Source organism: Acinetobacter sp. V2, from assembly GCF_001188385.1.
GTDB lineage: Bacteria > Pseudomonadota > Gammaproteobacteria > Pseudomonadales > Moraxellaceae > Acinetobacter > Acinetobacter oleivorans.
In genome coordinates this window covers 1,294,011-1,318,041 of the sequence record NZ_JZFB01000001.1, presented here as the reverse complement: position 1 = coordinate 1,318,041, position 24,031 = coordinate 1,294,011, and the positions used below count along the sequence as shown (strand labels likewise).

General features: G+C 39.0%; 22 protein-coding genes. 7 read left to right on the top strand and 15 right to left on the bottom strand.

What is annotated here, in order from left to right; translation table 11 throughout:
- Positions 1-104: 104 nt before the first annotated feature.
- Together UC75_RS06030 and UC75_RS06025 are read left to right on the top strand one after the other, a co-directional pair.
- Positions 105-884 carry a transglutaminase family protein gene (locus UC75_RS06030; RefSeq protein ID WP_049837018.1) on the top strand — a complete coding sequence of 260 codons (780 nt, stop codon included), beginning with the start codon at positions 105-107 and terminating at the stop codon, positions 882-884.
- A 16-nt stretch (positions 885-900) separates the two neighbouring features.
- Positions 901-1,635: a proteasome-type protease gene (locus UC75_RS06025; protein WP_004791447.1), complete on the top strand. Its 735-nt coding sequence runs from the start codon at positions 901-903 to the stop codon at positions 1,633-1,635.
- A gap of 59 nt (positions 1,636-1,694) precedes the next feature.
- On the opposite strand, the gene alr is transcribed toward UC75_RS06025, so the two are convergent.
- From alr to ppsA, 12 genes are all read right to left on the bottom strand, one after another.
- Complete coding sequence (alr, locus tag UC75_RS06020; RefSeq protein WP_128825139.1) at positions 1,695-2,765, bottom strand: alanine racemase; 1,071 nt, start codon at positions 2,763-2,765, stop codon at positions 1,695-1,697.
- Positions 2,766-2,797: 32 nt separating this feature from the next.
- A complete protein-coding gene (gene dnaB, locus UC75_RS06015; protein ID WP_004791451.1) occupies positions 2,798-4,243 on the bottom strand; it encodes a replicative DNA helicase in 1,446 nt (481 codons plus the stop codon).
- 198 nt (positions 4,244-4,441) lie between these two features.
- Complete coding sequence (gene rplI, locus UC75_RS06010; protein WP_004700828.1) at positions 4,442-4,888, bottom strand: 50S ribosomal protein L9; 447 nt, start codon at positions 4,886-4,888, stop codon at positions 4,442-4,444.
- Between the two features lie 8 nt (positions 4,889-4,896).
- The gene (gene rpsR, locus UC75_RS06005; protein ID WP_004791454.1) at positions 4,897-5,124 is read right to left on the bottom strand and encodes a 30S ribosomal protein S18; all 228 of its coding nucleotides are present in this window, start codon (positions 5,122-5,124) and stop codon (positions 4,897-4,899) included.
- Positions 5,125-5,135: 11 nt separating this feature from the next.
- Complete coding sequence (gene rpsF / locus UC75_RS06000) at positions 5,136-5,519, bottom strand: 30S ribosomal protein S6 (RefSeq protein WP_004791455.1); 384 nt, start codon at positions 5,517-5,519, stop codon at positions 5,136-5,138.
- Between the two features lie 184 nt (positions 5,520-5,703).
- Positions 5,704-6,582, bottom strand: coding sequence for a heme o synthase (gene cyoE / locus UC75_RS05995; protein ID WP_005306754.1), 879 nt, complete (start codon positions 6,580-6,582; stop codon positions 5,704-5,706).
- 10 nt (positions 6,583-6,592) lie between these two features.
- A complete protein-coding gene (locus tag UC75_RS05990) occupies positions 6,593-6,922 on the bottom strand; it encodes a cytochrome o ubiquinol oxidase subunit IV (protein WP_004643325.1) in 330 nt (109 codons plus the stop codon).
- Positions 6,922-7,542: a cytochrome o ubiquinol oxidase subunit III gene (cyoC, locus tag UC75_RS05985; protein ID WP_005306751.1), complete on the bottom strand. Its 621-nt coding sequence runs from the start codon at positions 7,540-7,542 to the stop codon at positions 6,922-6,924. Before cyoC ends, UC75_RS05990 begins: the two co-directional genes overlap by 1 nt.
- A gap of 4 nt (positions 7,543-7,546) precedes the next feature.
- Positions 7,547-9,538, bottom strand: a complete 1,992-nt coding sequence (gene cyoB, locus UC75_RS05980) for a cytochrome o ubiquinol oxidase subunit I (RefSeq protein WP_004791462.1) — start codon at positions 9,536-9,538, stop codon at positions 7,547-7,549.
- A gap of 3 nt (positions 9,539-9,541) precedes the next feature.
- A complete protein-coding gene (gene cyoA / locus UC75_RS05975; RefSeq protein ID WP_004791463.1) occupies positions 9,542-10,576 on the bottom strand; it encodes a ubiquinol oxidase subunit II in 1,035 nt (344 codons plus the stop codon).
- A gap of 316 nt (positions 10,577-10,892) precedes the next feature.
- Positions 10,893-11,648, bottom strand: a complete 756-nt coding sequence (locus UC75_RS05970; protein WP_049837016.1) for an RDD family protein — start codon at positions 11,646-11,648, stop codon at positions 10,893-10,895.
- Positions 11,649-11,712: 64 nt separating this feature from the next.
- Positions 11,713-14,100 carry a phosphoenolpyruvate synthase gene (gene ppsA, locus UC75_RS05965; protein ID WP_171056848.1) on the bottom strand — a complete coding sequence of 796 codons (2,388 nt, stop codon included), beginning with the start codon at positions 14,098-14,100 and terminating at the stop codon, positions 11,713-11,715.
- A gap of 147 nt (positions 14,101-14,247) precedes the next feature.
- On the opposite strand from ppsA, the gene UC75_RS05960 reads away from it, so the two are divergent.
- The 5 genes from UC75_RS05960 (at position 14,248) to pgaD (ending at position 21,440) form a co-directional block, all read left to right on the top strand.
- Positions 14,248-15,084 carry a pyruvate, water dikinase regulatory protein gene (locus UC75_RS05960; protein ID WP_004791471.1) on the top strand — a complete coding sequence of 279 codons (837 nt, stop codon included), beginning with the start codon at positions 14,248-14,250 and terminating at the stop codon, positions 15,082-15,084.
- Positions 15,085-15,473: 389 nt separating this feature from the next.
- On the top strand, positions 15,474-17,912 hold the full coding sequence (gene pgaA, locus UC75_RS05955) for a poly-beta-1,6 N-acetyl-D-glucosamine export porin PgaA (protein ID WP_049837015.1): 2,439 nt from the start codon (positions 15,474-15,476) through the stop codon (positions 17,910-17,912).
- Positions 17,912-19,738, top strand: a complete 1,827-nt coding sequence (gene pgaB / locus UC75_RS05950) for a poly-beta-1,6-N-acetyl-D-glucosamine N-deacetylase PgaB (RefSeq protein ID WP_049837014.1) — start codon at positions 17,912-17,914, stop codon at positions 19,736-19,738. The genes pgaA and pgaB overlap by 1 nt, the downstream gene beginning before the upstream one ends.
- Positions 19,738-20,985, top strand: a complete 1,248-nt coding sequence (pgaC, locus tag UC75_RS05945; RefSeq protein WP_004791476.1) for a poly-beta-1,6-N-acetyl-D-glucosamine synthase — start codon at positions 19,738-19,740, stop codon at positions 20,983-20,985. The genes pgaB and pgaC overlap by 1 nt, the downstream gene beginning before the upstream one ends.
- Entirely contained in the window at positions 20,982-21,440 is a 459-nt protein-coding gene (gene pgaD / locus UC75_RS05940) for a poly-beta-1,6-N-acetyl-D-glucosamine biosynthesis protein PgaD (RefSeq protein ID WP_005306731.1), read from the top strand. The genes pgaC and pgaD overlap by 4 nt, the downstream gene beginning before the upstream one ends.
- A 39-nt stretch (positions 21,441-21,479) precedes the next feature.
- Here the strand turns inward: pgaD and UC75_RS05935 are convergent, their stop codons facing one another.
- The 3 genes from UC75_RS05935 to UC75_RS05925 form a co-directional block, all read right to left on the bottom strand.
- On the bottom strand, positions 21,480-22,043 hold the full coding sequence (locus UC75_RS05935) for a hypothetical protein (protein WP_049837013.1): 564 nt from the start codon (positions 22,041-22,043) through the stop codon (positions 21,480-21,482).
- 147 nt (positions 22,044-22,190) lie between these two features.
- Positions 22,191-23,195, bottom strand: coding sequence for an LLM class flavin-dependent oxidoreductase (locus tag UC75_RS05930; protein ID WP_049837012.1), 1,005 nt, complete (start codon positions 23,193-23,195; stop codon positions 22,191-22,193).
- A 133-nt stretch (positions 23,196-23,328) separates the two neighbouring features.
- Complete coding sequence (locus tag UC75_RS05925) at positions 23,329-23,844, bottom strand: hypothetical protein (RefSeq protein WP_005306723.1); 516 nt, start codon at positions 23,842-23,844, stop codon at positions 23,329-23,331.
- Positions 23,845-24,031: the final 187 nt, after the last annotated feature.

The following is a 24,031-nucleotide window of genomic DNA, read 5'->3' as shown; positions in this document are numbered from 1 at the left end:
TGGGAGACTATAGATCAAAATTGGCAAGTGCTGAAACAGCAACTTACGTGGGACGCTTATTATACTTTTACGCAGCAGTTGGAAAATATGTTTGAGGTCTAATTATGAAATTGATGGTTAATCATCAAACGCATTATAGCTATACGGAAACTGCTCAAAACAGTATTCAGTATATTAAAATGATGCCTCAAACATCGCCGCATCAACATGTTATGAATTGGGCAATTAGCGTGCCGGGTGACAAAACGATCAAAAGGGACATATTTAACAATGTCTGGATGACGGCTAGTCAGCGCTATCAATACCAACATCTTACATTTATGGCTCAAGGGATTGTTGAGCTTCAAGATGTAGAGCTAGGTTGTGTAAATTTATCTACACCTACAAATTTGTTTTTACAGCTGACAGGTGCAACCCGATGTGATTCAGAAATGTTGGATTTTGCTAGAAATATTGTAGTAGTCAAAGATCGACAGCATATTGCATTATTAAGTGAATATATTTTGCAGAAAATACTTTATCAGCCTGAAAGTACTTCAGTTCAGACAACTGCAACTGAAGCCTTTCATGCTGGAGAAGGTGTATGCCAAGATCATGCTCATGTTTTAATTGCAATGTGTCGTGCGCTACAATTACCAGCACGTTATGTCTCTGGTTATCTATTTGATCAAAACTATCCGCACCTTGCCAGTCACGCTTGGGCGGAAGTATTTGTAGAAAATCAGTGGTATTGTTTTGATGTAAGCAATCAGTTGTTTACACCCAAACATCATATCTACCTTGCAGTTGGCCGTGACTATCTCGATGTGGCACCTATTCGTGGTGTAAGAGAGCAAGGTGGAGTTGAGAACATGATGTCTGTGGTTCAAGTGTTGGCATGTTGAATGTAAAGAGAATGAAATGACTTATTGTTGTGCGCTAAGATTGGAACAAGGTTTAGTGTTTATTAGTGACACGAGGACTAATGCAGGAGTTGACCATATTTCTGTGTTCCGAAAATTGCATACTTTCGGCGTTACCGGAGAACGTTTTATTGCTTTGCAAACAGCCGGTAATTTAGCCACAACACAAGCTGTTATAGGTCATTTGCAAAATGCGCTTACTTTGCAGCAAGAGCCTAATTTATATAGTGTTAATACGATGTTCGAGGCAGCAGAACTTATTGGTAAAACTTTAAAAGCTGTTTTAGAGGATATTAGTTCGGACACCCAAGAACAAATGAATTATGCCTGTAGTATTTTGGTGGGTGGACAGATTAAAGGTGGTGACATGCAACTTTATAATGTCTATCCACAAGGCAATTTTATTTGTGCAACGACGGATACACCTTATTTTCAAATTGGTGAAAGTAAATATGGCAAACCGATTCTGGACCGGGCTTTATATTATGCAATGCCATTAGATGATGCATTACGTTGTAGCTTAATTTCTTTTGATTCAACTTTACGTTCAAATGTTTCTGTCGGTTTACCACTAGATGCGTTGATTTATATGAAAGATAGTTTTGTAATTCCGATGGGAAAACGAATTACAGAAGATGATCCTTATTTTTCACAAATCAGTCGGCAGTGGTCCGATACTCTACGTCGCGGCTTACAGGAAATGCCAAAACCGACTGATGACTACTGGCGATAAAGTTTTGAATACTTAAATAAAAAATCCAAGCATGCTTGGATTTTTTTTAATTTTATTATTTAACTGCTTTTACGAGTGGGGCGATTGCTTAGGCGACAGAGTAATTCATATCCTATCGTTCCGTTTGCATCCGCAACATCATCCACTAAACGGTGTGCACCCCAAAGTTCGACTGGTGTACCTAATTTTACTTGCATACCTGTTACGTCGATTGCAAGCATATCCATGCTCACTCGGCCTACAACTGCACAGAGCTGTTTATCAATAGCGACATAGTTCTGTTTAATATAAGTTCGTGGATAACCATCACCATAGCCTATAGAAACAATCGCGATATCCATTGCTTGCTTTGCACAGAAAGTAGAACCATAACCGACATGCTCATTAATCTGAATATGGTTTAGTGCAATGACTTCTGCTGAAAAAGTCATGACTGGTTTTAAGTCAAGATCATGGACTGTTTTATCTGCAAAAGGTGAAGCGCCGTAAAGCATAATACCCGGACGAACATAATCAAAATGTAATTCTGGCCATTTATAAATAGCAGCAGAGTTACAGCAAGATGCTAAAACTGGATCACAAGCTTGTTTAACTTGCAAAAATTGTTGCTTTTGTTGTTCGTTAAGCGGGTGGTCTACATCTGCATTTGCGAAATGCATCGCTAGCACACAGGTAAATCCTTCGGCTTTTAAAGTTTTAATAACTTCAATAATTTCAGTGACTTTAAAACCTAAACGGTTCATGCCGCTATTAAGCTTAACCCAGACTTTTAAACCGTGAGCGATGTATTTTTGCTTATGTTTGATTAACCATTCAAATTGTTGTTGATGGTGAATCACACATTCAAATTTTTGTTCAATTGCAATTGGCATTTCATCTTCAGAAAATACCCCTTCAATTAAAGTAACAGGTTGTTGAAATCCGAGTTCACGAATTTCTAAACCTTCTTGTAGGCAGGCGACACCAAAGGCATCTGAGGCATTTAAGGCTGCTAAACAGTCTTTGATTCCATGTCCATAAGCATTAGCTTTCACCATACTTACAATTTTTGAATTTGCTGCGAGTTGTTTGACACGGTTTAAATTATATTGAAGCGCATTGCTATCAATATAAACTGTTGCTTGGCGCACCCTCATTTACTCCTTTGGGCTAGAGATAGAGTTTATTCTTCATCATCATATTGGCTGTAATACTCAGGAGAGAGATTACTAAATCGAGTATATTGACCTTCAAAGGCAAGACGGACTGAACCAATTGGACCGTTACGCTGCTTACCAATAATAATTTCTGCGGTACCAGCTTCTTTCGACTCTTTGTTATAAACCTCATCACGGTAAATAAACATAATTAAGTCGGCATCCTGCTCGATCGCACCAGATTCACGTAAGTCGGACATTACTGGGCGTTTATTTGGACGGTTTTCCAGACTTCGGTTGAGCTGGGAAAGTGCGATAACTGGGCATTGCATTTCTTTTGCTAATGCTTTCAAACTACGTGAAATTTCTGAAATCTCACCTACACGGTTATCACCCATGCCAGGAACTTTCATAAGCTGCAAGTAATCGACCATGATACAACCAATTTTGCCATCATGCATTTTGGCAACGCGTCGAGCACGGGCACGAAGTTCCGTTGGAGGTAGGGCAGATGAGTCATCAATATACAAATGCATTTGTTGAAGTTGTAAAATGGTACCAGTCACCTTGGTCCATTCATCTGCATCTAGGTTACCCGAACGTAAATGTCCTTGGTGAACTTTACCCATTGCGGAAATAAGACGCATCGCAATAGAGTCTGCTGGCATCTCCATAGAGAAAACCAGAGCGGGTAGCTTGTTATATTGCAGAACACTTTCAACCAAATTCATGGCAAAAGTAGTTTTACCCATCGATGGACGTGCAGCAACAATAATTAAGTCACCAGGCTGCATACCAGATGTTTTATTATCAAGTTCTAAGAAGCCTGTGGTTAAACCTGTAATATTGCCATCGAGTTTTGAGAGTTCATCAAGTTTACTAATTACATCGGCGGTAACAGAGCTAATAGATTTAGGACCTGCATCCTTTTTATTGTTATTGTGCTGTTCTGCTAAAGAGAAAATACTTGTTTCAGCCAAGTCTAGAATTTCGCTAACACCACGACCTTTTGTGTCATAAGCATTTTGTAAAATTTCCGTACTAACTTTAATCATGCTACGAAGCGTAGAGAATTCTTTAATTTTACTGGCATACGTTTCTAAGTTATAGAAACTTGATGGTGAATCAGCCATAAGCTGCATCAAATACTCTTCACCACCAATTGCATCGAGTAAATTTTGTTTTAAGAGCCAGTCACTTACTAATACAGCATCATAAGGAGAGTTTTCTTGTGCTAGTTTCTCAATGGCACGATAGATATATTTGTGACGTGTTGCATAAAAATCATTTTCTTTTAATAAGTCGCTGACTTGTTCAAAAGATTCGGCAACTGTCATTAAGGCCGCAAGAACAGCCTGTTCAATGGCTAAATTGTGTGGGGGAGTGCGAAACTCTTTAAGTTGGCCTGATTCACTCGTCTTATTTTCTGTTGGAGATGAAAGAGTTAAAGAAGTGGCATTCGCCTGAGACATAATTAGACCTGATGATAAAGAAAGATGTACGCAAATAGCCTGTGAGGCCGAGAACTATCTTAAAACAAAATGAAATAAACTACCTAATTAAAAAACCAATTAAACTAAAGAACTGATCAGGAATTAATATATCTTATTTTAAAAATAGGGCACATAAAAAAAGAGCATGCAGAAGCATGCTCTTTTTTTGATGAGAAATTACTCAGATACGATAGTAACGAGAACTTCTGCAACAACATCATGGTGCAATTGGATTGCGATGTTGAATTCACCAGTGTGACGAAGCGCGCCATTCGGTAAACGAACTTCTGCACGGTCAACTGTAAGACCAGCATTCGTTAAAGCGTCAGCGATGTCACGAGTACCGATAGAACCGAAGAGTTTACCTTCGTCACCAGCTTTAGCAGTGATAACGATGTTAACTTCATTCAATTGTTCAGCACGTGCTTGAGCAGCAGCTAAAATTTCAGCTTCTTGCTTTTCAAGTTCAGCGCGACGAGCTTCGAAAGCAGCAGTGTTAGCTTCAGTAGCTGCAACTGCTTTACCTTGAGGGATAAGGAAGTTACGGCCGTAACCAGCTTTAACTGATACTTTATCGCCTAATTTACCAAGGTTCTTAATGCGTTGTAATAAGATAACGTCCACAGATCACCTCACTTATGGTTGTCAGTGTACGGAATCAAAGACAAGTAGCGAGCTTGCTTGATAGCAAGAGCTAATTGACGTTGATAACGAGCTTTAGTACCAGTGATACGGCTAGGAACAATCTTGCCGTTTTCAGTGATGTACTGTTTTAAAGTATCGATATCTTTGTAGTCGATGTACACAACATTCTCAGCTGTAAAGCGGCAGAACTTGCGACGACGGTAAAAACGTGCCATTGATGTTCTCCTTATTCAGCGTCTTGAGCAACTTGCTGTGCTTCTTCACGTTGAGCTTTACGCGCACGCTTTTCTTCAGCACTTTTAGCAAGCAATGACTCTTCAGTGATTGCGTGTTCACGACGAATGATAAGGTTACGAATGATCGCGTCATTATAACGGAACAATTCTTCTAACTCATCAAGTGTAGTTTGACCACACTCAACATTCATAAGAATGTAGTGCGCTTTGTGAATTTTGTTAATTGGGTAAGCCAATTGACGACGGCCCCAATCTTCTAAACGATGAATTTGACCTTCAGCTTCTTTGATCTGAGAGATATAGCGTTCAACCATACCTACAACTTGATCGCTTTGATCTGGGTGTACTAAAAGTACGATTTCGTAATGACGCATTGTCAGCTCCTTACGGTTTAAACAGCCCCTAATAAATAAAAAATTAGAAGCAAGGAGTCATAACTTGAAAGTTATGTCGCAAAATTTGCGAAGGCTGAATTATAAGTAAAAGTTCGACTAAAAACAAATCTTTTGATGAGAAAAGTAAAACTTCTTTACTATCGAGGAGGAAATCCTCCCTTATTTAAAAGAGAGGAAGATTTGGAGCAGGGGATTGATAGGTAAAGCTAAAGCTCAAACTTAACAGGGTAATTAATATGACCGAGTAAAGGAAAAAACGTTTAGCCCAAAGTTGGTCATTTTCAGCTTTAAAGCCAATAATTGATAAATAGAACCAATATGCTGTTAATGCATTAAAGGTTACTAGAAAAAATATATTGGTATAGCCAAAACAATATAAACCATTCAATACGGCTGCAAACAACACAATATAAATGACACACTCTACTTTCGTGCGATAAATAGAACGTGCAACAGGCAGAATGGGAATTCCCGCATTTTTGTAATCGTCAAAACGATAAATAGCAATTGCCCATGAATGTGGCATTTGCCATAGCGCGTAAGCTAAAAACAAAAGTAAAGCGGCTACATCAAAATGATGAGTTACTGCTGTATAACCAATAACAGGAGGGCTCGCTCCGGAAATACTACCAATGACGGTTTGATGGATTGAGGTGCGTTTTGTCCACAAACTATAAAAACCGACATAGACAACAAAACCAATCATTGCAAACAAGAAAGCGTAAGCATTTACACCGAACCACAAAATACTAAAACCGATAAGTCCAAGAACAAATGCATATATAAGTGCAACAGTAGGAGAGATGGTTTTTTTGACTAATGCACGGTTTTGCGTGCGCTGCATTTTTGTGTCGATGTCTTGGTCTATCACATTATTTACAACACAACCAGAAGCGACAACTAAAGTTGTTCCAAGTAAGGTGAGTAGTAATAATAAGATGTCTATAGAGCCTTGGGCGGCTAAGAAAAAGCCGCCCAAGGTGGTAATGAAATTACCGAAGAGAATTCCTGGTTTAGTCAGGAATAAATATTTTTTCAACATGACAATCAGTTTAGATCATCATATTGTAGTGAAGGTAATTCATAATCCACACAGAACCGATTAAAAGCACAGCGATACATAAGATTGTGTAGATGAATGCAATCATATTCCAGCGTTGTTCAGATGATGTATTCATGTGTAGGAAGTACACAAGTTGTACAAGAACCTGAGCAACAGCAGCGATAGCAATTACTGTAACTAAGATGCCACGACTGAAACCACCCGCCATCACCATCCCGAACGGGATGATGGTGAGGATAACAGAAAGGATAAATCCAACAGTGTATTGCTTAAAGTTACCGTGTGACGCACCTGCAGCATTATGGTCATGACTACTCATTAGAGAACTCCCAGTAAGTAAACGACGCTGAATACACAGATCCAAACGATGTCAAGGAAGTGCCAGAACAAGCTTAAGCAAGCTAGACGACGTGTATTCGGTAATGTCAAACCTTTAGTTTTGATTTGATACATCAATACCAACATCCACACTAAACCAGAAGTTACGTGGATACCGTGTGTACCAACCAAAGTAAAGAACGATGATAAGAATGCACTGTGAGTTGGACCATGACCTTCTTCTACAAGGTGATGGAACTCATAAAGCTCCATTCCAATGAACGTTGCACCAAAAAGGAATGTAATAAATAACCAAGTGATCACTTGATTTACATTCTTTTTATAAGATGCAAGTACAGCAAAACCGAAAGTTACCGATGAAATCAATAAGGCAAATGTTTCAGTTAACACGTAGCCTAATGAATCATGGAACAGGTCATATGCACTTGGAGTTCCTGGTGGAATATGACTGCTTAATACAGCGAACGCAATGAAGAGTGATCCGAAAAGAATCAAGTCACTCATCAAGTATGTCCAGAAACCAAAGACCGTTAAGTCAGTATCATCATGCTCATGATGACCATCGTGGCCGTGGTTGTCGTGATGAAGTACTTCAGCCATTTCCTTAGTCCTTCTTCAAGTGTTTTTCAAGTAAAGCATAGCGTTCGTTTTCAATACGCTCAACTTCAGCAGCAGGAACGTAGTAATCAACATTCTTAGTGAATGAGCTTACGATCAAGCTAACAACAGCTGAAACGAATGAAACAACAACGAGCCACCAAATATGCCAGATGAGTGCAAAGCCAAGAAGAGTAATGAACATTGCAATGACAAAACCAGCAGCACGATCAGTCGGCATGTGGATGTCTTCATATTTAGTGTTACGTGCGTATGCTACACCATTTTCTTTGTCAGTCCAGAAACGGTCAATACCGCTTGCATCTGGTTCATGCGCAAAGTTATAGAACGGAGCAGGGGAAGAAGTCGCCCATTCAAGCGTACGTGCATCCCATGGATCGCCCGTAAGGTCCATGTTGTCTTTGCGTTGTAAGAAACCAACAATGATTTGCATTAAGAAACATGCAATACCAATCGCAACGAGAACAGCACCAAATAATGCAATTGCAAGGTAAGGGTCCCATTCTGGGTTGTCATATGTATTCAAACGACGAGTCATACCCATGAAACCAAGGATATAAAGTGGCATGAATGCAAAATAGAAACCGAAGAACCAGAACCAGAACGCAGCTTTACCCCATGCTTCATTGAGCTTCCAACCAAACATTTTTGGCCAGTAGTAAATGATGCCGGCAAACATACCAAACACCACACCACCGATAATTACGTTATGGAAGTGAGCGATCAAGAATAATGAGTTGTGTACAAGGAAGTCCGCAGGTGGAACAGCCATAAGTACACCAGTTAAACCACCGATACCAAATGTAATAAGGAAGCCAAGCGTCCACAACATTGGAGTAGTAAAGGTGATGCGACCTTTATACATGGTGAATAACCAAGAGAAGATTTTCACACCAGTAGGAATCGCAATAACCATGGTCATGATACCGAAGAACGCGTTAACGTTCGCACCAGCACCCATAGTAAAGAAGTGGTGAAGCCATACAACGAACGCAAGAACTGTAATCGCGATAGTTGCATACACCATAGACTTGTAACCGAACAACGCTTTACGAGAGAAGGTTGCAACGATTTCTGAGTATAGACCAAATGCTGGTAATACTAAGATATATACTTCAGGGTGACCCCATGTCCAGATCAAGTTCACATAAAGCATTGGGCTACCGCCAAGCTCATTTGTGAAGAAATGGAAACCGAAGTAACGGTCTAGAGTTAACATTGCAAGTGTACCTGTTAATACAGGGAACGATGCAATGATTAATACAGCCGTACAAAGTGAAGTCCACGTAAAAATAGGCATGTCCATTAATTTCATGCCAGGTGCACGCATTTTGATGATGGTAACGAAGAAGTTAACACCAGATAAAAGCGTACCTAGACCAGAAACCTGAAGTGCCCAGATATAGTAGTCAACACCTACACCAGGAGAATATTGAATGCCAGATAGAGGAGGGTAAGCCATCCAACCAGTCGCAGCAAATTCACCTAATACAAGTGAAAGCATCATCAAACCAGCAGCACCAGCGAATAACCAGAAGCTTAAAGAGTTCAATAATGGGAATGCAACGTCACGAGCACCAATCTGTAATGGTACAGAGATGTTCATCATACCAACAACAAGACCCATTGCTACGAAGAAGATCATGATTACACCGTGTGCGGTGAAGATCTGGTCGTAATGGTCTGGATGTAGATAACCTTCGCCGCCGCCTTTAGCGAGGAAAAGTTGTAGACGCATCATAATTGCATCGGCGAAACCACGCAAAAGCATGACCACAGATACAAGAATGTACATGATACCAATTTTTTTATGGTCTACCGTAATAAACCACTCATTCCACAAGTATCCCCATTTTTTGAAATAGGTGATACCGCCAAGCACAACAATTGCACCAAGTGCCATAAGGACCATGGTGACAAGCACGATTGGCTCTGTCGGGATAGAGTCCCAACCCAGTTTACCAAAAATCATATCCATGTCTTATTCCCCTTGAGCAGCGTGTTCAGCTGTTGCATGCGCAGCAGAGTGGTCAACACCATGATAGTTACTCATATAATGGTTGATAATTGTTTCAAACAATTGTGGTTCAACTGAAGAGTAATAAGTCACAGGGTGTGGCTTAGTCGGGAACGGTTTCATAGCTTCAGCTTTAGCAAGCGCTTCTTGATCACCAGCAGCTTTAGCACGATTTACTAAATGCTCGATCTGGTGCTTAGAACGGTCACCATCACGTAAGGTTGCTAATTCAGCTTGGTCAAGCGTAGTTTTTTGAACTGCTTCTGGGTTAATAGTAGAACCATTACCCGCTTTTACAGCTGCTACCCATTCGTTGAACTGTTGCTCTGTAACACTATGCGCCTTGAAACGCATTTGAGAGAAACCGTAACCTGAGTAGTTAGAAGAGAAACCACGATATACGCCAGTTTCATTTGCTAACAAATGAAGGTGAGTTTGCATACCTGCCATTGCATAAATCTGGCCGCCTAACTGTGGAATGAAGAATGAGTTCATTGTAAAGTTAGAGGTGATTTTAAAGCTTAACGGAGTTTTTTCAGGGAAACGTACTTCGTTAACAGTTGCAATGTTTTGTTCAGGATAAATGAAGATCCACTTAAACTGTTCTGCAACAACTTGAATAGTTAAAGGAGCTTTATCTGATTCTAAAGGACGGTATGGGTCATACTTGTGGGAACCCCACCAAGTTAACCAAGCTAAAATACCAATAATAATGACAGGGATACCCCATACTACAACTTCAATTGTAGTTGAGTGTGCCCATGTAGGTTTATAGTCTGCATCTTTATTTGACGCGCGATATTTCCAACCAAACCATAATGCCATGATGATTGAAGGAATCACCACAAGTAACATTAAATAGATCGCAGTCATCATAAGGTCACTTTGACCTTGACCAACTGGACCTTTAGAGTTTAGAAGTACCATATCACCACCACACCCAGTCAAAAGTGCGGCAAGCGTTGATAAAGACAATACAGCTAAAATCGTTTGTCTCATTTTACAACCTCGGTGAAGAGTCCCATTCCCTAATTAAATATGGGATAGCGATTAAAGTGTCGCATGATTGAGAACGCTAATCCTTAAATTTAGACTTCTCAATTATATGACACCGCTACGTTGTAGGGCATTATGCCTCATATCGACAAACTAAGCTATACATAAAGTAGTCTGAAATAATTGTTTTAAAACCCGATTTTTTTTGTAGGGTATCGAATCAATATGGAGCTTTTATTTAAATATCAACTCTCTATAGAAAAAAGGAGGCGGGGTGCCTCCTTTTTTTTTAGACCTTAAATGAATGAGTCATTCACTATCATTTGATCACTTTTGTTCTTGCAATTTTGTCATGTAGCGCCTGTCTCTTTTGCCCTAATGCAAAAGCGTAGTCAATAATTGTACTAATAGGCATAAACAACAAGTTGAGTATGATGAAAACAACACTTCTTAATAAGAAGATGCGAGTTAAATTAACTTTACCATTGCTCTCAGCATCTACGATTTTAATTCCAACAATTTTCTTACCTATACTTTGCCCATATTTTGTTAAAAGAAAGGCTTGAATTGCAAGCATGATTACGACGTAAGCAAGCATAGAATGCCAAGCTTCAATAGGAATTAAAGTAAAAAGTTGATGTTGTAGCTCTGCTGCTTTAGTTGAAGCAACTTCAGCTGATTGCATTTGTTTTTGCAATTCAAATAATTGCTTATATTGAGATTCATTAAAGAAAAAAGAAGGAATCGCAGCTATGGGTAACCAAAGTAATAAATCAATAATTTTTGCCAAAGCTCGAGATTGAATAGAGGCAAGTTCGTGAATTTTAGGCTCTACACGAATTTGACGAATAGTTTCATTAGGTGAGCTACTGGTGTTTATAACAGGTGCAGAATAACCGATAGGTTGATATACAAGTTTACCTTGGGTTAATTCTCCTAAAGCTTTCCATTCTGTCATGCCTTCATGCCAAGCTAAATCAGTTAACAAAATTTGTTGGCTAGCCAACATTTGATTTACTTGCTCTAAGGTGTAAGGCCCAGCTTGTTGATTATTACGTGCCAAGTAAATTTGCATAAATAAAAATTCTCTATTCTAAAGATGAAAAAAGACCCACGGATGGGCCTTTTTTTATAACATATTAGATTTGTTTGATTTTTTCTTCAGCAAGGAAGAACCATGTATCTAAAACTGAGTCTGGGTTAAGAGAGACAGACTCAATACCTTGTTCCATTAACCATTTTGCAAGATCTGGATGGTCTGAAGGACCTTGACCACAGATACCTACATATTTACCTGCTTTACGGCAGGCATGGATTGCCATTGAAAGAAGGGCTTTAACTGCTGCATCACGTTCATCAAATAGGTGTGAAACAATACCAGAGTCACGGTCAAGACCGAGCGTTAACTGAGTTAAGTCATTCGAACCAATAGAGAAGCCATCAAAATGCTCTAGGAACTGTTCAGCTAATAAAGCGTTAGTTGGTAATTCACACATCATGATTACTTTTAAGCCGTTCTCACCGCGTCTCAAACCATTTTGTGCAAGTAACTCAATAACGCGTTTTGCTTCAGATACAGTACGTACAAAAGGAATCATGATTTGAATGTTGGTTAGACCCATTTCATCACGAGCTTTTTTAAGTGCACGGCATTCTAATTCGAAACAGTCACGGAAGTTATCAGATACATAACGGCTTGCACCACGGAAACCGAGCATCGGGTTTTCTTCTTCAGGCTCGTATAACTTACCGCCAATCAAGTTTGCATATTCATTTGATTTGAAGTCAGACATACGAACGATAACTGGCTTGTCACCAAATGCAGCAGCAAGGGTCGCAATACCTTCAACCAATTTTTCAACATAGAAATCTACTGGTGAAGCATAACCCGCAGTACGAGTTAGAACCGCAGCACGAGTTTCACGCGGTAGGCTATCAATGTTGAGTAGGGCTTTAGGATGCACGCCGATCATACGGTTAATAATGAACTCAAGACGAGCAAGACCAATACCTTCATTTGGAATTTGAGCAAAGTCAAACGCGCGGTCAGGGTTACCTACGTTCATCATAATTTTGAACGATAGCTTAGGCATAGATTCAATTGAGTTACGTTGAACTTCGAAATCTAAAGCACCTTCGTAAATGAAGCCAGTGTCACCTTCAGCACAAGAAACTGTTACTTCTTGTCCATCAGTCAATACTTCTGTTGCGTTACCACAGCCGACAATAGCTGGTACACCAAGTTCACGTGCAATAATTGCCGCGTGACATGTACGACCACCGCGGTTAGTAATAATTGCCGCAGCACGTTTCATTACCGGTTCCCAATCAGGATCGGTCATATCTGATACAAGAACGTCGCCTTCTTGAACTTTGTCCATTTCTTTAATTGAGTTAATGATACGGACTTTACCAGAACCAATACGTTGACCAATTGAACGGCCTTCACAAAGAACAGTACCTCTTTGTTTAAGAAGGTAGCGCTCCATTGTGCCTACATTTTGACGGCTTTTTACTGTTTCAGGGCGAGCTTGAACAATGTAAATTTGACCATCATCGCCATCTTTTGCCCATTCGATATCCATTGGTGCACCGTAGTGCTGCTCAATAATAAGCGCTTGTTTAGCTAGCTCTTGTAACTCATGATCATTTAAAGCAAATTGTTGGCGCTCTTGTTTCTCAACATCAACAACGACAACTGATTTACCAGCAGAACCTTCTTCACCATAAATCATTTTCTGGTGTTTTGAACCAAGGTTACGGCGTAAAACTGAATGTCTGCCAGCATTTAATAATGGTTTAGATAAGTAAAATTCGTCTGGGTTAACGGCACCCTGTACAACCATTTCACCTAAACCATAAGATGCTGTAATAAATACAACGTCGCGGAAACCAGACTCAGTATCAAGTGTAAACATTACACCCGCAGCGCCAGTTTCAGAGCGAACCATACGCTGAACGCCTGCAGAAAGTGCAACGACGTCATGGTCAAAACCTTGGTGTACACGGTAAGAAATCGCACGGTCATTATATAAAGAAGCGAATACTTCTTTAATCGCAATAAGAACGTTATCAATACCGCGAATATTCAAGAAAGTTTCTTGCTGACCTGCGAATGAAGCATCTGGTAAATCTTCAGCAGTTGCAGATGAACGAACGGCAACCGCGATTTCTGGGTTGCCGTTAGAAAGTGTTGTAAAAGCGGCGCGAATTTCTTGTTCTAGGTTTGCAGTGAGTGGAGTCTCTACAATCCATTGACGAATTTTAGCACCTGTTTCAGCAAGGGCATTTACATCATCAACATTGAGTTGAGCAAGTTCTGCTTGAATTCGAGCGTTAAGACCGCTTTGATCTAAGAACTCACGATAGGCATCAGCAGTAGTTGCAAAACCGCCAGGTACCGATACACCAGCATTTGATAAATGGCTGATCATTTCACCCAAAGATGAGTTTTTCCCACCTACGAGTTCGACATCGTGTTTCCCTAATTTTTCTAGACCGATTACGCGCGCTTCCAAAGTTTTCACTCCACTTTTGCAGTATTAATGTCTATCTTGGCATGAAATTATAAAAATAAAGTGCTTAGTTGAGAATTATACTAAGCGACAGTCATGTAAGATCAGTTTACTATAAAGATTATATAGCACTAAGACAAATGTTTAAGGAGAATTTTAATGTCAGAAAGTAAACAGTTTAGACGGAGCGTTTTTTTTATTTCTGATGGAACTGCAATTACTGCCGAGACTCTTGGACATTCGTTATTAGCACAATTTCCCAATGTTGATTTTGATATTCATATCATGCCGTATATTACAACTGAAGAGGCGGCAATGGATGTTGTGATTGAAATTAATAGATGTCAAACCAAAGATGGTTGTCTACCTTTAGTCTTTGATACTTTAGTTGATCCACACGTACGAGAAATCATTAATACTGCTAAAGCAGTTAATCTTGATGTGTTTGAAGGTTTAATCAGCAAATTGGAACAAGAGTTAGGTACGCCTCCTACCACATTAGTTGGGCAGACACATGCCGTAACCGATTCTGAATCTTATAAAGCTCGTATTGATGCTGTTCATTTTGCGCTTGATAATGATGATGGAGCGCGTACTCGTCATTATGATAAAGCGGATTTAATCTTAATTGGCGTTTCTCGTTCGGGTAAAACACCAACTTCTATTTACTTATCTCTTCAATTCGGTATCCGTGTTGCAAACTATCCTTTAACAGAAGAAGATTTGGATGATAACCGTTTGCCGGCAGTACTAAGACCACATCGCAGTAAATTATTTGGTTTAATGATTGATGCTGAGCGATTAGTTGCGATTCGCAGTGAGCGTAAAGCAAATAGTCGTTATGCAAGTTTTAGTCAATGCCAAATGGAACTTAGAGCAATTGAAGGAATCTATATTTCAGAAGGGATTAAATATTTAAACGTGACGGAAATGTCGATTGAAGAAATTTCAACGCGCGTTTTACAAATGACAGGATTAAAACGTCGTATTGGTTAATTTAATCAAAGCTTTATTTTAACCATTCAATTTATATATATATATTTATTTGTGATTAAATTGAATGGTTTTAAATATAAAACATGAGAAAAATAAAAGTTTTAAATATAAAACAAAAAGTTATTAAAACGTTTTTATTGGTTATCAGCCTGTAAGGTTTTTATAATCCAATTGTGAAATAAAATAAGAGTATTGAAAAGAAATGTATATATTTGAGTAAGTTTAAAAATTCTAATTAATTAATTTTTCTAAATATTTTTAAAAATAATGTAAAAATACATTAAATATTTGAAAATGATAAATAGTTCACATTATTTTTGTGTTGTGTGATTAGTTTTTGATTTTAATTATACTTTCCCACCTCGATATGGGACTATCCGATTATCAAAATGCTAAAAAAATGTGTTTTTTCATTGGTATACATCTTGCCTCTCAACTTATATGCTGCTCAAGTGGATGAATTGAGAGAGCAGGCTATTCACACTTACAAAACTGGACAAACTCATCAAGCAATATTTCAACTAGATCAATTGCTAAAAACCTATCCGCATGATCAAAAATTGCTAGCTGATTATTTAGTTGTAATGTCAAATGAAAAAAAAGATCTAGTAAGTTTTTCTCAGCATTTAGCGAATATTAATTTAGTTACTTTTCCAGAATATGGACAGCTACCTTTAATACGTAATTTTCGTGATTTTAAACACTTTAAAGATGCGATTGCTTGGTCAAATAAATTTAATATTCAAAAAACGCCTGATGGACAGATTTTGTTAGCAGTTTTATATGCGGAAGCTAAAGATGTTGTAAATGGCAAAGCACAGTTAGCAAAGATTAATACTAAAAATCTGAAGACTGATCAACTTGTACAAATCGCCTATGCATATCGACTTATCAATTCGCCTGTAGATGCTTTATCTGTAATTGAACAAGCATATAAGCAGCAGCCGAAGTCTTTTGCCGTTTTACAAGAATACAGTTATGACTTAGCGGCTGTAGGGGCTTATAACAAGGCTCAGCAGTTAGTGCTTGCCAGCGATAAAAATGCACAAACAGAATCGTTACAACACTGGCTCCAAGTAAGTGAATTTTCTCAACGTGTAAATAACGCAATTACTCGTTATAAATATTTGAATCGGGAAGGCATGGCAGATAGTGAAGCTTTTGCTGAGCTTGATGCTGTGTTAAAGCAAGGCGAGCAAATGCAGCCTTTGATTCAACCGTCAGATTCTAATTATTTAAGATTCCATTATGACTATATATATGCCTTAGATTTCCGCGGGCGTAGCCGTACGGTATTAGATCAATTTACTAAATTAAATGTACCTCTAGAAAAACTACCTGCCTATATTCGTCATGCGATCGCTGATAGTTATTTGGCTGAAAGACAGCCGCAACAAGCTGAGCTTGCTTTTAAAACCTTGCTTGCTGAAAAAAACTATTCAGATATGACGGTATATACTGGATTGTATTACTCATATATTGAACAAGAAAAATATAAACAAGCTGAACAACTTTTAAGTGATGTTGATCGGTTAATCCCTACGTATAAATATAGTCAAGCGAAAGGAGTAGATAAATCAAGCCATCCTGATCGTGATGATTATATTGCTTTACAAGGTATGCATTTAGCTTATGCAAATCATTTGAATCAATCAGAAAAACACTTCCAGAAACAAGTAGATCTTGCACCTTCCAACGAAGGCTTAATTAATAACCTTGCTCGTGTTGAGCGTTGGAGAGATAAACCTTTACAGTCCAAACAAACAATTGCTCGTTTAAATGGTTTAACACCAGTTGCCAAAGATACTCGAATTAACCAGATGCAAAATGCTCAGGCTTTAGGGGATATTCCAGAGTGGCGCAAAAGCACAGAAACTCTTTTGCAATATTATCCTGAAGATAGCGGTGTAATTAAAAGTCGAAAGGAGTTGGATGATCGTGATAGAGCAACCATCTCGCACTCAACAACTTGGGGCCAAAGTAAAGCAGAGAACAGTGATTCTGTGAGTGGGCAAAATGGTTTAAAAGACCGCGAAATGGAAACTCGACTTAATAGTCCGTGGATTAAAGATAATTATCGTCTATTTGCTTGGCATCAAGACCGTTTTGGAGAATATCGTTTTGGTGATGTGCATGACCAACGTTATGGCGTCGGTGCTGAGTGGCAAGCGAACCGTAAAGCATTGTCAGCAATTTTTTCGCAAAGTACAGATGGTGGACAAGCAGGCGTTCGTCTTGATTGGTCGCAATGGTTAAACGATCACTGGCAATATCAATTGCAATATGACAGTCAAGCTAATATTCCATTACAGGCAATTGACGCTGGTGAGGATGGTCAAGCTTACCGTGCTGCTTTGACTTGGCAAAAAGATGAGTCACGTCAAATTGGGGCAAGTTATGGTTTAACTGATATAAGCGACGGTAATAAACAACAAGAATTTTCTACTTTTTGGCGCGAGCGATTATTTGATGCGCCTCACCATGTTACCTACGGAACCGTTCGTGGATTTTATGGCAGCAATAGCCAAGATCAGACAGCTTACTTTAGCCCAAGCAATCACTACAGTGCTGAGTTGAATTTAAGCCATGACTGGGTTACTTGGCGAGAATACGAACGCTCATTTAAACAGCATTTTGAAGCTGGAGTCGGGCTTTATAAACAAGCAGATTACTCAGCTCGACCAACATATTCTTTGCAATATCAACATCAATGGCAGCTCTCACGGACCTGGCAACTTAATTATGGAATTGGTTGGCAATACCATCCATACGATGGTCATGATGAACAACATACCTACGGTATTTTCGGATTTGAAGGGCATTTTTAATGAATAATATGAAGTCAAAAATGTTGAGCTGTGTGTTTGCTTCAACATTATTACCCGTACAATTTTCTCATGCCCGCATTGAAACTGAACTACCAAAAAATCATACGGTTTCTTTAACTTTTCATGATGTGCGAGATGACGTCCTAAAAGAAGGCGACCGTGATGTTTATGCGATTCAAACCAATAATCTGGCGCAGTTTCTTGATTGGCTCAGTCAGTCTGATTGGAAACCAATTCGTCTGAAAGATATTGAAGAGGCTCGTAAGCAAGGTAAAGAATTACCTCATAACTCTATTCTACTGACCTTCGATGATGGTGCGTTGAGTAGTTATAGCCGAGTATTTCCTTTACTTAAGCAATATAAAATTCCAGCAGTATTTGCTCTTCCAACCAGTTGGTTAAATGGCAATACTCAGGCAGGTTATGAAGCTTATGGGCAGGGTAACTTGGTGAACTGGGCTCAAGTTCGTGAAATGCAAGCATCGGGCTTAGCCGAGTTTGCAAGCCATAGTGATGATTTACATCATGGTGTATTGGCCAATCCTCAAGGTAATGAGCAACCGGCTGCAACTTCTTATGCCTATTTAAAATCGCAATCACGTTATGAAACAGATGCAGAATATCAACAACGTATTTTGCAGGATTTGAAAAAATCCTACGCCGTTTTGAAAAAAGAAGTCGGTGTTAATCCGAAAGCAATTATTTGGCCTTATGGCGCTGTGAATGAGCAACTGGAAAAACTAGCGCAGCAAGCAGGCTTTGAGTTTTCTTTCAGTTTAGGTCGTGATGGTATGAATCGTGTGAATGATTCAACTTTCAAGCGTAGCTTGGTTATAGGTAACCCTACAGCCGAACAGCTCACCGAAGGCATGTTAAATATTTTGAACTTTGAAGAGTCAGATTTATTTAAGCAACCACGTCACTTAGTGAGTATGGATTTAAAGCAGTTAGCAGCTCCACAAAATGCTCAGACCGATGAAAAACTAGGGCAGTTGTTATCAAAACTATATAGCCTAAAAAACAATGCTCTAATCTTAAAGCCTTTGGAAGATAAAAACGGAGATGGGCAATACGATGTTGCTTATTTCCCTACAAATAAAATGCCAGTTCAACAAGATATTTTAAACCGTAGTTTATGGCAGGCTCAAACTCGGGCAGGTCAATCGGTAATATTAGAGTTGCCAGCTTATCCTCAAAAAGATAAGCCATTTTTAACAGTAGATTTGGCTAAAGATATAGCACGCTTTAACAGTAATTTAAGCGGTGTTCAGCTTAATGCAGGAACAGCTTTAAACTGCGCAATGCAAAAAATAACAGTCCAAGAAAACAGTTGTATTGAGCAATCAAAACAGCTCGCACAACTGAGTCAAATGACTAAAAAAGCGGTCAAACCTTATTTAAACATGAGTAATCAGGCGCAGTTTAGTTTATTGCTTACACCTGATTTAGATCATGTGGAAAAGCTACCTGAGCTTATCAAAACGCTTTTATTACAACATGATTTAGTCAATTTGAAGTTCGATGTGATTGGTAAGAAAAAGCAATTTAATGAGTTGTTAATGCTTTTAAATAGACTTGATGAAAATGATAAGCAAAGAATAATGCTGACTTTAGAATTACCAGAAAACTCGCAAAAAACTGCTTGGGAAGAAGTACAGCAAGGACTTTTTTCGATTCAGCGAGTCGGAATCCAGAAATTCGGTATCGATGGCTATGACTTTGAAAAATCAAAAGATGTTCATCAATATTTATATAATCCGATTAGTCTGAATGCTAGTCCTGTGATGTATCAGCCTTTTGCTGAATTGGTAGAGGGGAAAAAGTAATGAGAGTATTACTCGATATTCTATTTGCTTTTGCCTTTTTATATCCCTTACTGATGGCTTGGACATGGATGGTAGGGGGACTTTGGTTCTTCTTTAAAAGAGAATACCGTGAACAAGCACTTCCTGAACCCACCAGCGAAGGATGCAGTATCATCATTCCATGTTTTAACGAAGAAGCCCAAGTACGCCAAACAATTCGTTATGCATTGCAAACCAAATATCCTAATTTTGAAGTGATCGCAGTTAATGATGGAAGTAGTGACAGGACAGCTGAAATTCTAGATGAATTGTCAGCGCAAGATTCACGACTTCGGGTTGTGCACCTAGCAGAAAATCAGGGTAAGGCCGTAGCTTTAAGATCAGGCGTATTAGTTAGTAAATACGAATATCTTGTTTGTATCGATGGTGATGCATTGTTACATCCACATGCCGTACTTTGGTTAATGCAGCCATTTATTAACTTCCCGCGAATTGGGGCTGTAACGGGTAATCCACGAATTTTAAACCGATCTAGTATTTTAGGAAAATTACAGGTGGGTGAATTCTCTTCGATTATTGGTTTGATTAAACGTGCGCAGCGTACATATGGCCGTATTTTTACAGTGTCGGGTGTGATTGCGGCATTCCGTAAAACAGCTCTCGTTCGAGTCGGTTTTTGGTCAGACGATAAAATTACCGAAGATATTGATATTTCATGGAAGCTACAGCTCGATCATTGGGATATTCAGTATATTCCACAAGCGCTTTGTTATATCTATATGCCTGAGACATTTAAAGGGTTATGGAAACAACGCCTTCGTTGGGCACAAGGTGGGGTAGAAGTTCTAATAGAATATATTCCACAAATGTTCAAACTGCGTGTTCGTAGAATGTGGCCTGTCATGATCGAGGCGCTAGTCAGTATTATCTGGTCTTATGTCATGATTCTGATCTTTACGCTATTTTTTGTCGGATTGTTTATTGAGTTGCCTCAGCAATGGCAGATCAAAACGCTTATGCCACAGTGGTATGGTGTAATACTCGGCGGAACATGTTTAATCCAGTTTTTAGTGAGTCTGTGGATTGATCAACGCTATGACCGTAGCCGCTTCTTTAGAAATTATTTTTGGGTCATTTGGTATCCGTTATTTTTCTGGCTACTGACTTTGTTTACAAGTGTTGTTGCGGTACCAAAGACTTTATTTAACACTAAAAAACGTGCCCGCTGGGTAAGCCCAGACCGAGGCTTCCGTGGAGATAACCCATGAAACCTGAGGAAAATAAGGATATCGAAACGTTAGATATCCCTGAATATATTGACCAGCCAGAATACGTCAAAAATAAAACGGCAAACTACACATTACAAACCATCGGTTGGTTTTGTTTGATGTGGTTGCTATTTCCCTTGGTTTCACTGTTTTTATGGGTTTTTGAAGGACACTTAATTTATGATTATGTCTGGGTCGACCATATATCAGAAGTTAAGACCTTATTACATTTAGCATTACTCATCGGAATTAGCGCGCTCATTTTAATTTTATGGGCGAGTTATAACTGGATCAGATTTAGTGGCGAGGACCGAAGAGCTAAGGCGCCTAATAGTTCTGTTGAACTGTTAGCTGCTCAATTTTCGGTTAGTTCCGAGATGTTAAGTGAATTGCAAAAGAAACAACGTGTCATTTTGCATTACGATGATCATGGCAATTTGCAAAAGTATGAGTAAATAAAAAAAGCATGGCTTAAAAACCATGCTTTTTTATTTTTATGCGGTTGCTCTAATAATGATATCAACAGGTTGTTCTATGCCGTCCATACTATGAATTGACTTATGGTTGACTTTAACAATGGGCCAAGTTTGTAATTTACAGTTGGATTTTTGGAGTGCTGCATAATAACTATCAGATTTAAAAAATACCTTTTTAGCCGTTGCCATATTGGGGGTTAAAAGGCGCTTAAGCCATGTTCCACTTACCTGAGTATCAAGAAAACGTAAGGCCAAAAGACTTTTTACTCGATTGTTAAATAATCTCCGGTTTTTAATAATGAGAGGATGGGTAATTAACTTATTTGTGCCCATTTGACTATGAGGCAAAATAAAGTGAGGTGTGATTTGAAATACTGTCACACATTTTGCTTGTTGACAGATTTTTTCAAGATGGGTCACGGTATCTTGATTTGTACCAATAATCGCGACAGATGAATGTGAAAAATCAAATTCTTTAATTGAGGTTGATGGAATCACTTGACCAGTAAAGTCTTCAAAATCTTGAGAGGTATTTTGAAAAATTGCTGATTTTGAAGTGTTATTTTTAATATTAATACTCATTTTTCCAAAAGTCCTTTTGGTTTTTAAATCATGATGTTTTTATCGTTTTAATATAAATAACCAAGCAGGAAGTCGGGGTAAAGTCTTTTCAGATAGATGGTCATCCCATACTCGAAATCAATTCAAGTATGGGAATGCGAAGGGAATTTAAAGTTCTGTTTTTACGCTCATTAGTTGTGTAAAGCTTTCTAAACGTTTAGCGGTATCGTATACATCGCATGTGAAAATAAATTCATCAACATCGTATGTCGTTAAAAGTTTTTGTAAACCAGAGCGAACTGTATCTACAGAACCAATTTGCGCCATTGCATAGAAGTTATCAACAGAAAGCTGTTCTGCTGTATTCCATAATCCCTGCATTGATTCAACCGGTGGTTTAAGTTTTAAACTTTCGCCACGAATTAAACCTAATACACGTTGGTACGCACTCGTTGCTAAGAACTGAGCTTCCTCATCTGTATCTGCCACAACAACAGGCACACCCATAGAAACATAAGGTTTATCTAAGTACTCAGAAGGCTCAAAGTTCTCTCTATAGAGCTGAATTGCTTGACCTAACATACGTGGTGCGAAATGAGATGCAAATGAGTAGGGAAGTCCAAGTTTTGCCGCCAATTGTGCACTAAAAAGGCTAGACCCAAGTAACCAAACAGGAACATGGGTATTTTGCCCTGGCGTTGCAATAATCTTTTGTCCTGCCTGAGGGGCGTCAAAATATTTTAAGATTTCGACAACATCTCTTGGAAACTGATCTTCTGTTTCTTGATGACCACGACGCAAAGCTCGCATGGTAAGTTGATCTGTACCAGGAGCACGTCCTAACCCAAGTTCAATACGATTTGGATATAAAGTAGCTAGTGTTCCAAATTGTTCTGCGACAACTAAAGGAGCATGGTTAGGAAGCATAATGCCGCCGGAACCTAAACGAATATGCTGTGTATGTGCTGCAATAAAACCGAGTAAGACCGCTGTAGCAGAGCTCGCAATTCCATCCATGTTGTGATGTTCTGCAAGCCAGAAACGTTCATAACCTAGTTTCTCTGCATGTTGTGCTAACTCTAATGCATGACGTAATGAAAATTCGATGGTTTTATCATTACGAATGGGAGCAAGTTCCAAAATTGAAAACTTGGTATCTTGAAGTGATCGCATGCGATATTCTCGAATAGGGGTATATCGAAATACTACGATATATAAGGGGTAATGTATATCGTTTTTTTTCGATATTAACTTTTACCTCTCAATAAAAAAGCACCCGAAGGTGCTCTTTTGTTTCATATGTGAATTAGCGATTTTTATACCAACCACGGTGTAAACCATTGTCATGACGGCGATGATGACCACCTTTACTATAGTAACGACGGTCACCATCGTCATATCTACGATCATCTCGATCATAACGGCTACCACGATCATAGCGATCATCGTAGTTACGATCTTCAGAAACTTTACGACCTAGCGCTGAACCACCCGCAGCACCTACCGCAGCACCGATGTAGCCACCGTTGGTACCACCCATGTTTTTACCGACGGTATAACCAGCACCACCACCTAAAGCACCACCAATAGCAGCTTCGGTACGATTGCGACGGTCACTAGCAGCGGCTGCACCACCAGCACCACCTAAAGCAGCGCCAATTGTTGCGCCTGTTGTGCCACCCATGCTTTTACCAATTGCTGTACCAACAACACTACCTAATGCAGAGGTTGCAGCAACACGAGTACCATTATCTGCATGTGCAACTGTCACCATAGACGATGTTGCAATTAATGCGCTAGCTAACCAAATATTCATTTTCATCTTGCAACTCCATGTCCTTTTTACTGAGAAGGACAGTATTTTTATCTTGAGATAAATGTAATAAAAAATTTCGTGATAATTATGGAGAACCCCAAAGGAGATACGTTAGTTTTGTGTCTGTTTGTATTGTTTCTATTAATTTATGGATAAATGCTGAGCAAGTAAGAGGTTATGAATATTTATTGAT